We start from the raw sequence: 13966 nt of genomic DNA, 5'->3' as shown, positions 1-13966 counted from the left end.
AGAAAGGAGGTGATCCAGCCGCACCTTCCGATACGGCTACCTTGTTACGACTTCACCCCAGTCATGAATCCTACCGTGGTGACCGTCCTCCTTGCGGTTAGACTAGCCACTTCTGGTAAAACCCACTCCCATGGTGTGACGGGCGGTGTGTACAAGACCCGGGAACGTATTCACCGCGGCATGCTGATCCGCGATTACTAGCGATTCCAGCTTCACGCACTCGAGTTGCAGAGTGCGATCCGGACTACGATCGGTTTTCTGGGATTGGCTCCCCCTCGCGGGTTGGCAACCCTCTGTTCCGACCATTGTATGACGTGTGAAGCCCTACCCATAAGGGCCATGAGGACTTGACGTCATCCCCACCTTCCTCCGGTTTGTCACCGGCAGTCTCCTTAGAGTGCTCTTGCGTAGCAACTAAGGACAAGGGTTGCGCTCGTTGCGGGACTTAACCCAACATCTCACGACACGAGCTGACGACAGCCATGCAGCACCTGTGCGCCGGTTCTCTTTCGAGCACCCCCGCCTCTCGGCAGGGTTCCGACCATGTCAAGGGTAGGTAAGGTTTTTCGCGTTGCATCGAATTAATCCACATCATCCACCGCTTGTGCGGGTCCCCGTCAATTCCTTTGAGTTTTAATCTTGCGACCGTACTCCCCAGGCGGTCAACTTCACGCGTTAGCTACGTTACTAAGGAAATGAATCCCCAACAACTAGTTGACATCGTTTAGGGCGTGGACTACCAGGGTATCTAATCCTGTTTGCTCCCCACGCTTTCGTGCATGAGCGTCAGTATTGGCCCAGGGGGCTGCCTTCGCCATCGGTATTCCTCCACATCTCTACGCATTTCACTGCTACACGTGGAATTCTACCCCCCTCTGCCATACTCTAGCCTGCCAGTCACCAATGCAGTTCCCAGGTTGAGCCCGGGGATTTCACATCGGTCTTAGCAAACCGCCTGCGCACGCTTTACGCCCAGTAATTCCGATTAACGCTCGCACCCTACGTATTACCGCGGCTGCTGGCACGTAGTTAGCCGGTGCTTATTCTTCCGGTACCGTCATCCACCCCGGTTATTAGCCAGAATGATTTCTTTCCGGACAAAAGTGCTTTACAACCCGAAGGCCTTCTTCACACACGCGGCATTGCTGGATCAGGCTTTCGCCCATTGTCCAAAATTCCCCACTGCTGCCTCCCGTAGGAGTCTGGGCCGTGTCTCAGTCCCAGTGTGGCTGGTCGTCCTCTCAGACCAGCTACTGATCGTCGCCTTGGTAGGCCTTTACCCCACCAACTAGCTAATCAGCCATCGGCCAACCCTATAGCGCGAGGCCCGAAGGTCCCCCGCTTTCATCCACAGATCGTATGCGGTATTAATCCGGCTTTCGCCGGGCTATCCCCCACTACAGGACATGTTCCGATGTATTACTCACCCGTTCGCCACTCGCCACCAGGTGCAAGCACCCGTGCTGCCGTTCGACTTGCATGTGTAAGGCATGCCGCCAGCGTTCAATCTGAGCCAGGATCAAACTCTTCAGTTCAAACCTGTTACTGTTTTCGGTTGTTTCCAACCGGTCGCTCACTCAAAGCTGACAGGTCGTGAATTGCTTCACAAACCTGACTTACTTTAGTGTGAGACTCTTGATACTTTCGCTTTCGATCCGAAGATCGCCCGCTCCATCAAGCGCCCACACTTATCGGCTGTTCATTGTTAAAGAGCACATCTGCGAGAAGTACTTCCTACCTCGGACCGCCCTCTCAGCAGCGCTGCGTTGTCTGCAGCAGAGAAATGAGATTATGATCACTTATTTGCAGCGCGTCAACAACTTTTTACTGCCCCGTCGCGCACCGCCTCAATCACCTTCCCGCACCCTCGGTCGACTAACCCGCCAACCGTCTCGCCTCAAGCGCCGGAACCTCCCACTTCTTCTTTCGCGTCACGTTTCCGTTACCGCGAAAGAGGCGTGATTCTAGGCACCATTCCGCTTTCGCGCAAGCCCCTTTCCGAAAGAAATTTGATCCCCCCGTTCCGAGCTCGCAAAGCGCGGAACGGGGGGATCGCACGTGTCCGCTCAAGCGCCCTCTACATATATAGATATGAGAAACGGGAGGCTGCCGCTATTTGACGGTGCGCTCGACCGCGCGCATGTAGTAATCCAGATCCGGCGTCGGCTTGCCGGCCGCCTTCGCGAGATCGTCCCAACGGCGCAGGCAGATCGCGTCCGCCGCGTATGGGCGCAGCAGGAACGCGTCGGCTTCGGCATCGGAGAAGACGCCGCCCTGCAGATGCAAGCTGCGCACCGAGTCCGCGGACAGGCGCGCGTAGTACGACGCATCGATCGCGCAAAGGCAGCGCTTTGCGTCGACGTGCAGACGGATCGGCTCCAGCACCGCGTCCGGAAACAACGGCCGCAGGAACGGCAGCACGTAGTACTGGTGCAGGTCGTCGATGCCGTGCGCAGTCGGCGTTTCACCCTGGCGGTTCAGCAGGTGGCCCAAGTCGTGCAGCAGCGCCGCCGCGATCAGCGCGTCGCCCGCGCCCGCCTCCTCCGCGAGCTGCGCGCTCTGCAGCGCGTGCTCGCGCTGCGTCACCGGTTCGCCGCTGTACCCGATGTCGCCATGGCGATCGAACAGCGCGCGAATGTCGTCGAGCGTCAGCGCCATGCCGTCATGCCCACGGCAAAGAAAACGTCTTCAGGTTCGTGAAGCTCTTCATCGCCTCCTGCACCCCTTCCTTGTAGCCCAAGCCCGAATCCTTGATCCCGCCGAACGGCGTCAGCTCCAGCCGGTAGCCCGGCACTTCCCACACGTTCACCGTGCCGACGTTCAGCTCATTGACGAAGCGCACGATCGCGTCCGCGCGGTCCGTGCACACGCCCGACGACAAACCGAACGCGGTGCCGTTGCCGATCCGGATCGCGTCGTCGATCGTGTCGAACGCGATGATCGGCGACACCGGCCCGAACGTCTCTTCGCGCACGAGCGTCATCGACGCGTCGACGCGGTCGAGCACCGTCGGCGCATAGAGCGCGCCGCGCCGCTCGTTGCCCGTCAGCAGGCGCGCGCCCTGCAACACCGCCTCGTCGACGCGCGCTTCGAACAGCGCGGCCGCCGCTTCGTCGATCACCGTGCCCATCCGGTTCGCCGGGTCGAACGGATCGCCGTACGACCACGTGCGCGTCTTCTCGACGAGCAGTTCTGTGAAGCGCGGCGCGACGCCCTTCTGGACGAGGATTCGCTTCACCGCCGTGCAGCGCTGCCCGGAGTTCTTGTACGAACCCTGGGCGGCGAGCGTCGCCGCGCGTTCGAGGTCCGCGTCGTCGAGCACGATCAGCGGATCGTTGCCGCCCAGTTCGAGCACGATACGCCGGTAGCCCGCCTTCGCCGCGATGTACTTGCCGATCGCGACGCCGCCCGTGAACGTGATCAGCGTCGCGCGCGGGTGCGTCAGCAGCTCGTCGGCGACCTCGCGCGGATCGCCCGTCAGCACCTGCAGCATCGGCTCGGGCAATCCCGCTTCGTACAGCACGTCGGCAAGATACAGCGCCGACAGCGGCACCCTTTCCGACGGCTTCACGATCACGCGGTTGTTCGTCGCGATCGCGGGCGCGATCTTGTGCGCGACCTGGTTCATAGGATGATTGAACGGCGTGATCGCGACGATCACGCCGTCGAGCGGCTGCCGCTGCGAGAACACGCGGCGCGACGTGCCATGCGGCGTCAGATCGCACGAGTAGCTCTGCGCGTCGTCGCGCAGCGCCTCGATCGACGCGAACTTGAACACGTCCGCCACGCGGCCGATCTCATGGCGCGAGTCCTGCTTCGACAGGCCCGATTCGAGCGAGATCAGCGTCGACGCCTCCTCCGCGCACGCGCGCAGGCGCGCCGCCGCCCGCTCCAGGATCTGCGAGCGCTCGTAGCGCGACAGCGTCGGCCGGTATGCGGCCGCGTAGTCGAATGCGCGCCGCACGTCGTCGACCGACGCGAGCGGCACCTCGCCGACGCGCATCCCCGAATACGGATCGAACACGTCGAGCGTGCGCGCGCGCGCCGCCCGCTCGCCGCACCAGCGCAGCGTCTCGCGGCGAAACGCGGGGTGATCGCGAAGCAGCGGCGGCGTCATCGCGCGGCCCGGTTCAGCGCGAGATCGAACAGATCGAAGTTGCGCAGCCGGCGGCCCGGCTCGACGCCTTCGATCCGGCGGTTGAACAACAGCGGCACGCGCTGCTCGGACAAGCCGCCGTGCGAACGCAGCGGCACCGTCAAACCGGACAGGTCGTGCTCGCTCGTGCGCGTGCCGAGCGCGACGTCGCGCCGGCTCACGACGACGACGTCGCCGATCCGGTCGGCCGGCAGCTCGAAGCGCGCGGCGGCCGTCGCGTTGTCGAGCGCGAGCTCGACGCCGTCGCGTTCGCGCAGGCGGCCGATGACCGTCGCCGCGTCGACGCCGTCCGCAAGATAGATCGTCGCGAACGAGCCAAGCGCGCCGTGATGAACGACGTACGGATCGGTGATCGGCAGGATCACGCGCGCGCGGCGCGGCCCGAGCCACGCGTCGAGCGCGTCCTGCAGATAGACGACGTTCGGCTCGCCCGTGCGCGGATCGTGCTTCGCGTTCATCCCGTGGTCCGCTGTCACGCCGATCACCCAGCCGAGCGCGTCGAGCGCCGCGAGGTAGCGGTCCATCATCGCGTAGAACGCGTTCGCGCCGTCGCTGCCCGGCGCGCACTTGTGCTGCACGTAGTCGGTCGTCGACAGATACATCAGGTCCGCGCGCCGGTTCTGCGCGAGCCGCACGCCCGCTGCGAGTACGAACTCCGACAGCGCGGCGCTGTAGACGTCCGGCGACGGCAGGCCGACGAAGTCGAGCACGTCGGCGATGCCGTTCTCGCCGAGATTCGCCTGGTTCGCCTTCTCCGCCGAGAAGCACACGCCGCGCATCCGCCAGCCAAGCAGCCGGCGCAGCTTGTCTTTCGCCGTCACGACCGCGACCCGCGCGCCCGCGTCCGCCGCGGCGGCAAGCAGCGTGCCCGCGCGCAGGTACGCGGGATCGTTCATCATCACCGCGGCGCCCGCGCCGTCCTGCGCGTCCGGATCCCAGAAAAAGTTGCCGCAGATGCCGTGCACCGACGGCGGCACGCCGCACACGATCGACAAGTTGTTCGGGTTCGTGAACGACGGGATCACGCAATCGGCGTCGAACGCCGAGCCTTCGCGCAGCATTCGCGCGATGAACGGTGCGACACCCGCGTTCGCGGCTTCTTCGAGGTAATCGTATTCGCAGCCGTCGACGCAGACTGCGACGGTCGGCTCGACCGGCATCCGGTAGATGCGGCCGTTGACTTCGATAGATCGATTCATGATGTTCGCCGTTGGGGCCTTTCGTTCATGTTACGCGCGCAGCGCGCGCCGGCCCGCCGCTCATCGCTTCGGCCGCGGCGCGCGCGCCGCGATCGCGACGAGCGCGACGAGCGACGCGCCGAGCAGCAGCAGCGACAGCGCCGACGCGGGCAGGTAGTAGCCGCGCTCGACGTCGCCGATCACGACGATCGGCACGGTCGCGAAGCCGGGCGGGTAGACCGTCAGCGTCGCGCCGAGCTCGCCGAGCGACAGCGCGAAGCCGAGCGCGAGGCTCGCGCGGATCGCCGGCACGAGCTGCGGCAGCAGCACGCGACGCAACACCGTCGCGGGCGGCGCGCCGAGGCTCGCCGCCGCCTCGCGCAGCACGGTCAGCTCCGGGCGCAGCGCGGCGGCCGCGCACCGGTAGCAGAACGGCAGCACGAGCGCGAGCTGCACGAGCACGACGATCGCAGGCGAGCTCGACAGATCGACGGGCTTCGCGTGATACGCGATCAGCACCGCGAGCCCGAGCACGACGCTCGGCACGCCGTTCGGCAGCATCACGAGCGCGTCGACGAGCGCGCCGACGCCGCGCCGGCTGCGTCCTTCGAGCGCGAGCGCCAGCGCGATCCCGAGCGCCGTGCCGAGCGCGGCGACGCCGAGCCCGATCTCGAGGCTCGCGGCGAGCGCGTCGAATTCGGGCCGCCCGAGGCGCTCGAACCAGCGCAGGCTGTAGCCGGCGGGCAGGATCGTGCCCGACCAGTGCTCGGCGACGCTCGACAGCGCGACGACGATGACAGGCAGCACGAACAGCCAGCAGCAGACGACGGCCGCGAGCACGACGAGCGCGCGCGACGCGTAGCGCGCCGCCGTATCGGTCCAGCGCAGCTCGCGGCGCGGCACCGCGACGCCGCGCGTCGGCAGGTCAGCGGACATCGCGCCCTCCTTCGCTCGCGCGCCGGCTCGTCCGCCGGTACAGCGCATAGAGCGTCAGCGACATCGCGAGCATCACGACCGCGCCCGCGGCCGCGGCCGGCAGGTCGAGATCGACGGTCGCGCTGCCGTAGATCGCGATAGGCAATGTGACCAGCTTCGCGCTGCCGAGCACGAGCAGGATGCCGAATTCGTTCAGCGTCAGCAGGAAGCACAGGATCACGCCCGCGGCGATGCCCGGCCACGCGAGCGGCAGCACGACGCGCCGCGCGAGCATCCAGCCGTTCGCGCCGAGGCTCGACGCCGCTTCGACGAGCCGCGGATCGAGCGTCGCGAACGACGCGAGCGTCGGCCGCACGACGAACGGCGTGTAGAACACCGTCTGCGCGAGAATCACGCCGCCCGTGCCGAACAGGAAGTCGAGCGGCGGCGCATCGAGGCCGAGCAGGCGCTGCAGGCCGATGCTGACCGAGCCTTGCGAGCCGTACAGGAAAATCAGCGTGAACGCGACGAGGAACGACGGGAACGCGACGTACAGCTCCAGGAAGCGCGTGACGAGCGACGCGCCGGGGAACGGCCGGAAGAACAGCAGCGCCGCGAGCAGCACGCCGACCGCCGACGCGGTGCCCGCGCTCGCGAACAGTAACCACAGCGTCGTGCCGAGCACGTCGCGGACGTCGTGATTCGCGAAAAAGGCCCGGTACGCGGCGAGCGTCGGGCCGTGGTCGCCGATCACGCTCAGCAGCACGAGCCGCGCAAGCGGATACAGCACGAGCGGGCCGAGCACGACGGCCGCGAGCGCGACGATGCGCGCGTTCGCATGCCGCTCGCGCCGGCGCGCGGCCGCGTCGTGCGCGGCGGCCGATGCGCGGATGCGGGCGTCGGCCGCCGGATCGGCGGCGAGCGCCGCGCGCGGTTCAAGGTGAAATAAGGACGACATCATCCGCCTCGCAATCGAGCGACACGCGCGCGCCGCGCTCGGGCGCCGGGCCGCGGCCGCGCTGCATCGTGACGAGCACCGGCTCGTCGCACGCCGCATCGAGCATCACGGTCAGCGACAGCGCCGCGCCGTGCCATTCGACCGACGCGATCGTGCCGTGCAGCCGCCCAACGCCCAGCGGCCGCACCGTCAACCGCTCCGGCCGCACGCACGCGGCCTTGTCGCGCACGCCGTGGCGCGGATCGCCGAACGGAAACACGACGTTCGGCGGCAGCAGGTTCGCCGCGCCGAGATAGCGCGCGACGAAGCCGTCGGCCGGCGCGTCGTAAAGCTGCTGCGGCGTGCCGAGCTGCGCGATCCGGCCGTCGCGCATCAGCAGCGCGCGATCGGCGAGCACGAGCGCGTCGTCGCGATCGTGCGTCACGCAGACGACGGTCAGGTTCGGCAAGCGCTCGTGCAGCGCCTTCAGCTCGCTGCGCACCGACGCGCGCAGGTTCGCGTCGAGCGCGGACAGCGGCTCGTCGAGCAGCAGCACGTCCGGCCTGATCACGAGCGCGCGCGCGAGCGCGACGCGCTGCTGCATGCCGCCCGACAGCTGCGCGGGCAGATGATGGCCGGCGTCGCCGAGCTGCACGAGCTTGAGCGCATCGGCGACGCGCCGCGTGACCTCCGCGGACGACATGCGCCGCGCGCGCAGCCCGAACGCGACGTTCTCGAACACCGTCAGGTGCGGGAACAGCGCATAGTTCTGGAACAGCAATCCGAGATTGCGCTTGTGCGGCGGCGCGTGCGTCAGGTCGCGGCCGGCGACGGTCAGCGTGCCCGTCAGGCCGTCCGCCTTCACGAAGCCGGCGATGAAGCGCAGCAACGTCGTCTTGCCGCAGCCGCTCTTGCCGAGCACGGCGAGCAATTCGCCCGCGCCGATGTCGAGCGACAGGTCGTCGAGCACCGCGCGCGCGCCGTAGCGCACGCTCAGATGCTCGATGCGCACGCCGCCCGGCGCGCCCGCGCGCGGCGTCGCGTGCGGGCGCGCCGCATCGAACGCGCCGGGATGGGTGAGACTTGCGATATCCACCAGGTTTCGTCCTTCGACGCGTCATCGCGTCGGCTGGTTGCAGCGACGGCGTTCGCTCATTTCGGCTTGACGACGTCAGTCTGCTTGCCCGAATCGCCGATCACTTCTTTCTTCCAGCGCTCGGTCCACACGGGCTTCTTCGCCATCACCGCGTTCCAGTCGACCGGAATCAGCTTCACGCCGGCGATCGCGCGCTTCACCGCCTCGCCGTTCTTGCCGGCGAGCGGCACGTCGGTGCGGCCCGGAATGCCGAACATGTCGGGCACCTTCGCCTGCACGCCGGTCGACATCAGATAGTCGATCAGCTTCTTGCCCGCGTCCTGATTCGGGCCGCCCTTGACGAGGCCGATCGCGTACGGCAGCTGGAACGTCGTCGGCGGCTCGCCTTCCTTCGCGGAAACGAAGATCGGCTTGATCGACAAGCCGCCGTGCTCGGCGTCGTCGAGATCCATCTGCAGATCGCCGTTCGCGACGGCGATCTCGTTGCGCGACAGCAGCACGTTCAGATAGCCCGTGCCCTTCGTGTGGAACTTCACGCCGCGCTCGAGCTTCGCGAGATAGTCGAACGCCTTGTCTTCGCCCATCAGCGCGCTCGTCAGGATGATGACGGCCATCCCGTCGCCCGCCGTCGCCGGGTTCGAATACGCGACCTTGCCGCTGTAGTCGGGGTGCAGCAGATCGGCGAACGTCTTCGGCTGGCTCTTCACGACCGCCGGGTTGATCGCGAACGAGAAGTAATTGTTGACGAAGGTCGCCCACGAGCCGTCTTCCGCCTTCGCGATCGCCGGCACGTTCTTGTAGTTGACGCTGCGGTACGACTGCAGCAGGCCGAGCTGGCCCGCCTGCTGGATGAACGGCGGCAGCGTGACGATCACGTCGGCCTTCGGCGAGCCTTTCTCGACGTTCGCGCGGTTCACCACTTCGCCGCTGCCCGCCGTCACGATGTTGACCCTCACGCCTTCTTGCTTCTCGAACGCGGGCAGCACGTCGCGGTACAGGTTTTCGAGGCCGTCCGCCGTGTACAGCACGACCGCGGCCGCCTGCGCGTGCGTCGCAACGCCTTGCAACAGCGCAGCCGCGCACGCGGCGAGCGCGAAGCGGCGCCAGGCGCCGCCGCGCGGGAAATTCGAATACGTCATGTTGCTTCTCCGTAGGGTGGAACCACGAACGGCCGAACGGCGCCGACGCCGTCCGCACGAGCCGCGCCGCCGTCCCGCCGCGGCCGGACGCTCCGGGTTCTCGCGGCAACCGAAGCATCACAGCGTTCGATGACAGCTCCGTGACGATTATCTCGATTTCCAAATAACGACACATTCCGCCACTATCCTCCACATCTCCGGATATCCCGATTTCGGCCTTTTTCTGGAGTGACGACGCCATGCTCGAACGTGATCCCATCCTGTTGACGCCCGGCCCGTTGACGACGTCGCGCGCGACGCGCGATGCGATGCTGCACGACTGGGGTTCGTGGGACGCGGCCTTCAACCGGCTGACGCGAAGCATCTGCGCGGACCTCGTCCGGATTGCGGGCGGCGGCGACGCATTCGTCTGCGTGCCGATGCAGGGAAGCGGCACGTTCGCCGTCGAGGCGGCGCTCGGTACGCTCGTGCCGCGCGACGGCCGCGTGCTCGTGCCGGACAACGGCGCGTACTGCGCGCGGATCGTGAAGATCCTGCGCCGGCTCGGGATCGCGCACGTCGAGCTGCCGTTCGCCGAAGACGAGCCGGCGGGCGCGCGGGAGATCGACGATGCGCTCGCGCGCGATCCGCGCATCACGCACGTCGCGCTCGTGCATCTGGAAACGAGCGCCGGCCTGCTGAATCCGCTCGACGACATCGCGGCCGTCTGCCGGGCGCATCGGAAAACGCTGATCGTCGATGCGATGAGCTCGTTCGGCGCGCTGCCGATCGCGCTCGCCGGCAGCGGCATCGACGCGCTGATCTCGGCGAGCGGCAAGTGTCTGGAAGGCGTGCCCGGCATGGGCTTCGTGATCGTGCGGCGCGCGCTGCTCGAAGCATCCGAGGGACGCTCGCCGTCGGTCGCGCTCGATCTGCACGACCAGTTCGCGTACATGGCGCGCACGTCGCAATGGCGCTTCACGCCGCCGACGCACGTGCTCGCCGCGCTGCGCGCCGCGCTCGACCAGTTCTTCGACGAAGGCGGGCAGCCGGCGCGCGGCGCGCGCTATGCGGACAATTGCGCGACGCTGATCGACGGGATGCGCGCGCTCGGCTTCGCGCCGTTTCTCGACGTGCGTGCGCAGGCGCCCGTGATTGTCACGTTCCACGCGCCCGCCGATCCCGCGTATGCGTTCCCCGCGTTCTATGCGGCGGTGCGCGACGCGGGCTACGTGCTGTATCCGGGCAAGTTGACGACGGCCGAGACGTTTCGCGTCGGCTGCATCGGCGCGCTCGGGGCAGAGGAGATTCGGGGCGCCGTGGCGGCGATCGGCGGCGCGTTGCAGGCGCTCGGCATCGCGATGCGGTGATGGCGTGGCGCGGTGGTGCGGTGGTGGTGGCTGCGACGATGCGTCGGGCATGACGCGCGGTTGAACGGCTCACGCCAATCATGCCGACACGCAACCGAAACGTCGCGCTCGTGCCCTCGCGTGTTTCATCGCTTGTCCGGACGTCTGCCGTCCGGCTTTCGGCGCAAGCAGCAGCAGCCGACGCGGCAAGCCGCCAACCGCAAACCGGCCGCCGCCGAACACCCGGCACAAAAAATGGCGCGCGCGTCCGAACCCGCACGGCGCGCGCCGTGCGCGCCGCTGTTACAGCACGATCCGCTCGATGTCGCCGACGACGAAGATGTACGACAGCGCGCCGATCAGCGCGATGACAGCGATGAACGCGAGCGCGCCGAAGAACGACCCGGTCGCCGCGACGACGAAGCCGACGACGAGCGGCGTGACGATGCCCGCGAGATTCGCCGCGAGGTTGAAGATGCCGCCCGTGACGCCGAGCAGCCCTTCCGGCGCGATGTCGGACACGAGGGTCCAGCCGAGCGCCGCCATCCCCTGGGCGAAGAACGCGACCGACATGATCGCGATCACCGCCTCGTTGCTCTTCACGTAGTTCGCGAGCACGATCGTCGACGCGAGCAGGAGCCCCGCGATGATCGGCAGCTTGCGCGCGACGTTCGCCGACTTGCCGCGACGCAGCAGCCAGTCGGAGAAGATCCCGCCGAACATCACACCGACCGATGCGGCGATGAACGGTAGCACCGCGAAGAAGCCGATCTTGAGCCAGCCCATGTGGCGTTCCGTCGCGAGATAGGTCGGGAACCACGTGAGGAAGAACACGAGCGTCGAGTTGCCGGCGAACTGGCCGATGCAAATGCCCGCGAGCTGGCGCTTGCCGAGCAGTTGCTTGACGGTGCGCCAGTTGAACTTCTGCTGTGCGCGCCCGCTCGACTGCTGCGCGAGGCCGCCGCCTTCGGCGATGTATGCGAGCTCGGCCGCATTCGCGCGCGGATGGTCGCGCGGCTCGTGATAGAGCGTCCACCAGACCAAGCCGAACGCGATGCCGACGCCGCCGACGACCCAGAACAGCGACCGCCAGCCGAACGCGCCCATCAGCGCGAACAGCACGGGGCTCAGGAACGCAAGGCCGACGTACTCGCCGACCGTGTACGTGCCCGTCGCCATCGCGCGCTCCTTCTGCGGGAACCAGGTCGCGACGACGCGGCTGTTGGTCGGGAAGCACGGCGCCTCGGTCACGCCAAGCCCGAGCCGGCACGCGAGGAGCGGCGCGACGCCGTGCACGAAGCCCTGCGCGAGCGTGCACGCGGACCACAGCGTCATCGACCAGTAATAGGTGACCTTGCTGCCGAAGCGGTCGAGCAGCAGGCCGCCCGGCACCTGCGACAGCACGTAGGTCCACGAGAACGCGGAGAACATCACGCCCATCACCGCCGCGCCGATGCCGAGCTCCTTCGTCAGACCCGGCGCCGCGACGCCGAGCACCGTGCGGTCGAGATAGTTGATCATCGTCCCGATCGCGAGCAGCGCGAGAATGCGGCAGCGCGCGTTCGAGCGCGGCTGCGTCGCGCCCGCGGCGCGGGCGGACGCGGCAAGCGCGGCCGACGCGGCGTCGGTTTGAATCGGCTGGGGCATCGATGTCTCCTTGTTTTCTAATCTGTCTAGTTAATGAGGGATTCAGCGTCCGACGAGCGCCTGGAAATGCTCGAGCATCCGCATGGCGTCCGGCGCGCGGCCGGTGAAGATCTCGAACGCGTCGACCGCCTGGTAGACCGCCATTCCGCCGCCCGGCAGCGTCTTGCAGCCGAGCGCGTGCGCGGTCCGGATCAGTTCGGTTTCAAGCGGGAAGTAGACGATGTCCGCGACCCACAGGTCGCGGTGCAGCAGTTCGGCGGGCAGCGGCAGGCCGGGATGCTTCAGCATCCCGGTCGGCGTCGCGTGGATCAGGCCGTTCGCGTTCGCGAGCGCGTCGGCGAGCGAGCCGCCCGCGCTCAAGCCTGCTTGCGGGAAGCGCGCCTGCAACTGGTCGGCGAGCGTCCGCGCACGCATCGGGTCGACGTCGAACAGCGCCAGCTCCGCCGCGCCCATCGTCAGCGCCGCATGGGCGACGGCCGCGCCCGCGCCGCCCGCGCCAAGCTGCACGACACGCTCGAGCGGCGCGCCCGGCAGCCCGCGCGCGAACGCCTTTGCGAAACCCGACCAGTCGGTGTTGTGGCCGATCCGCCGGCCGTCGGCGAAGCGCACCGTGTTGACCGCGCCGAGCGCGGCCGCGTCTGGCGACAGTTCGTCGAGCAACTCGATCACGCGCTGCTTGCACGGATGCGTGATGTTCAGGCCGTCGTAGCCCATCCGCTCGGCGGCCGTCAGCAGTTCGGGCAGCGCATCGACCGACAGCCGCAGCGCGTCGAGATCGATGCGCCGGTACACGTAGTTGTAGCCCTGGCGGCGCCCTTCCTCCTCGTGCATCGCAGGCGACAGCGAGCCGCCGATTCCGGAGCCGATCAGGCCGATCAGAAACGAACGTGCGGTCATCGCGCGCCCTCCCGCCCGATCAGCGCCGCGATCCGCTGCAGCGCGAGCACATAGCCGTCGGTGCCGCAGCCGCAGATCACGCCGTCCGCGACCGCGGACACGAACGAATGGTGCCGGAACGCCTCGCGCCGGTGGATGTTCGAGATGTGCACTTCGATGATCGGCTTGCCGAGCGCCGAAAGCGCATCGGCGATCGCGACCGACGTATGCGTGTACGCGGCGGGATTGATCACGACACCCTGCACGCGCTCGCGCGCTTCGTGCAGCCAGTCGATCAGTTCATGCTCGGCGTTCGACTGGCGAAACTCGAGCGCGAGGCCGAGCGTGTGCGCGGCGTCCGCGCAGCGGCGCTCGACGTCCTGCAGCGTTTCCGCGCCGTAGATGTGCGGCTCGCGCTTGCCCAGCAGGTTCAGGTTCGGCCCGTTCAGGACCAGCACCTTCGGCTTGCTCATGTATGACACTCCAGTGAAAAACGGGTACGTATCCGTAGACGAGCACGGCGGCATCGTCAAGATTCGGCGTCAGTGTGCGCTTGCGCGCACGCAATGTCTTTGCGGGTTTTCTATAATTTGTACCATCTAGTTAGTTTGTATAATGCGCGACCAGCGTCCTATCCGATCCTCGATGGGACGCGATCGGCGATCCGCCGTCCATCCGGCCGTGCGCCGCAGCC

Annotated in this window: 11 protein-coding genes and 1 rRNA gene; 1 reads left to right on the top strand and 11 read right to left on the bottom strand. The window is 67.3% G+C overall.

Annotation, left to right across the window (positions count from 1 at the left end; all coding sequences use genetic code 11):
- Positions 1-2: 2 nt before the first annotated feature.
- The 8 genes from WS70_RS20865 to phnS all read right to left on the bottom strand — a co-directional run bounded on the left by WS70_RS20865 (position 3) and on the right by phnS (position 9421).
- Positions 3-1535, bottom strand: a 16S ribosomal RNA gene (locus WS70_RS20865).
- A gap of 577 nt (positions 1536-2112) precedes the next feature.
- Entirely contained in the window at positions 2113-2658 is a 546-nt protein-coding gene (locus WS70_RS20855) for a phosphonate degradation HD-domain oxygenase (protein WP_059472566.1), read from the bottom strand.
- A 4-nt stretch (positions 2659-2662) separates the two neighbouring features.
- Positions 2663-4117: a phosphonoacetaldehyde dehydrogenase gene (gene phnY, locus WS70_RS20850; protein ID WP_059596507.1), complete on the bottom strand. Its 1455-nt coding sequence runs from the start codon at positions 4115-4117 to the stop codon at positions 2663-2665.
- Complete coding sequence (gene phnA / locus WS70_RS20845; RefSeq protein ID WP_059596506.1) at positions 4114-5355, bottom strand: phosphonoacetate hydrolase; 1242 nt, start codon at positions 5353-5355, stop codon at positions 4114-4116. Before phnA ends, phnY begins: the two co-directional genes overlap by 4 nt.
- Before the next feature lie 60 nt (positions 5356-5415).
- Entirely contained in the window at positions 5416-6270 is an 855-nt protein-coding gene (gene phnV / locus WS70_RS20840) for a 2-aminoethylphosphonate ABC transport system, membrane component PhnV (RefSeq protein ID WP_059596505.1), read from the bottom strand.
- Positions 6260-7207: a 2-aminoethylphosphonate ABC transporter permease subunit gene (gene phnU, locus WS70_RS20835; RefSeq protein ID WP_059596512.1), complete on the bottom strand. Its 948-nt coding sequence runs from the start codon at positions 7205-7207 to the stop codon at positions 6260-6262. Before phnU ends, phnV begins: the two co-directional genes overlap by 11 nt.
- Entirely contained in the window at positions 7185-8282 is a 1098-nt protein-coding gene (gene phnT / locus WS70_RS20830; protein ID WP_059596504.1) for a 2-aminoethylphosphonate ABC transport system ATP-binding subunit PhnT, read from the bottom strand. The genes phnU and phnT overlap by 23 nt, the downstream gene beginning before the upstream one ends.
- Before the next feature lie 56 nt (positions 8283-8338).
- Positions 8339-9421: a 2-aminoethylphosphonate ABC transporter substrate-binding protein gene (gene phnS / locus WS70_RS20825; protein WP_059472561.1), complete on the bottom strand. Its 1083-nt coding sequence runs from the start codon at positions 9419-9421 to the stop codon at positions 8339-8341.
- Positions 9422-9660: 239 nt separating this feature from the next.
- Here phnS and WS70_RS20820 point away from each other — a divergent pair, with 239 nt between their 5' ends.
- On the top strand, positions 9661-10770 hold the full coding sequence (locus WS70_RS20820; protein ID WP_059596503.1) for a 2-aminoethylphosphonate--pyruvate transaminase: 1110 nt from the start codon (positions 9661-9663) through the stop codon (positions 10768-10770).
- A gap of 282 nt (positions 10771-11052) precedes the next feature.
- Here the strand turns inward: WS70_RS20820 and WS70_RS20815 are convergent, their stop codons facing one another.
- Genes WS70_RS20815 through aroQ form a run of 3 tightly spaced genes read right to left on the bottom strand, consistent with a single transcriptional unit; the run spans position 11053 to position 13745 of the window.
- Positions 11053-12396 (bottom strand): MFS transporter, encoded by a 1344-nt coding sequence (locus WS70_RS20815; protein WP_059596502.1) that lies wholly within the window; start codon positions 12394-12396, stop codon positions 11053-11055.
- Between the two features lie 42 nt (positions 12397-12438).
- Positions 12439-13293 carry a shikimate dehydrogenase gene (locus WS70_RS20810; protein WP_059472558.1) on the bottom strand — a complete coding sequence of 285 codons (855 nt, stop codon included), beginning with the start codon at positions 13291-13293 and terminating at the stop codon, positions 12439-12441.
- Positions 13290-13745 (bottom strand): type II 3-dehydroquinate dehydratase, encoded by a 456-nt coding sequence (gene aroQ, locus WS70_RS20805; RefSeq protein WP_059472557.1) that lies wholly within the window; start codon positions 13743-13745, stop codon positions 13290-13292. Before aroQ ends, WS70_RS20810 begins: the two co-directional genes overlap by 4 nt.
- Positions 13746-13966: the final 221 nt, after the last annotated feature.

This window comes from Burkholderia mayonis (assembly GCF_001523745.2).
GTDB classification, from domain to species: Bacteria; Pseudomonadota; Gammaproteobacteria; order Burkholderiales; family Burkholderiaceae; genus Burkholderia; species Burkholderia mayonis.
This window is presented reverse-complemented; position numbering and strand designations above follow the sequence as displayed.

What these genes read in the sequence shown, in the direction of transcription:
- phnA (WP_059596506.1), bottom strand. Translation starts at nt 5,355, where the DNA reads ATGAATCGATCTATCGAAGTCAACGGCCGCATCTACCGGATGCCGGTC.
- WS70_RS20855 (WP_059472566.1), bottom strand. Translation starts at nt 2,658, where the DNA reads ATGGCGCTGACGCTCGACGACATTCGCGCGCTGTTCGATCGCCATGGC.
- phnY (WP_059596507.1), bottom strand. Translation starts at nt 4,117, where the DNA reads ATGACGCCGCCGCTGCTTCGCGATCACCCCGCGTTTCGCCGCGAGACG.
- WS70_RS20820 (WP_059596503.1), top strand. Translation starts at nt 9,661, where the DNA reads ATGCTCGAACGTGATCCCATCCTGTTGACGCCCGGCCCGTTGACGACG.
- phnS (WP_059472561.1), bottom strand. Translation starts at nt 9,421, where the DNA reads ATGACGTATTCGAATTTCCCGCGCGGCGGCGCCTGGCGCCGCTTCGCG.
- phnV (WP_059596505.1), bottom strand. Translation starts at nt 6,270, where the DNA reads ATGTCCGCTGACCTGCCGACGCGCGGCGTCGCGGTGCCGCGCCGCGAG.
- phnU (WP_059596512.1), bottom strand. Translation starts at nt 7,207, where the DNA reads ATGTCGTCCTTATTTCACCTTGAACCGCGCGCGGCGCTCGCCGCCGAT.
- WS70_RS20815 (WP_059596502.1), bottom strand. Translation starts at nt 12,396, where the DNA reads ATGCCCCAGCCGATTCAAACCGACGCCGCGTCGGCCGCGCTTGCCGCG.
- WS70_RS20810 (WP_059472558.1), bottom strand. Translation starts at nt 13,293, where the DNA reads ATGACCGCACGTTCGTTTCTGATCGGCCTGATCGGCTCCGGAATCGGC.
- aroQ (WP_059472557.1), bottom strand. Translation starts at nt 13,745, where the DNA reads ATGAGCAAGCCGAAGGTGCTGGTCCTGAACGGGCCGAACCTGAACCTG.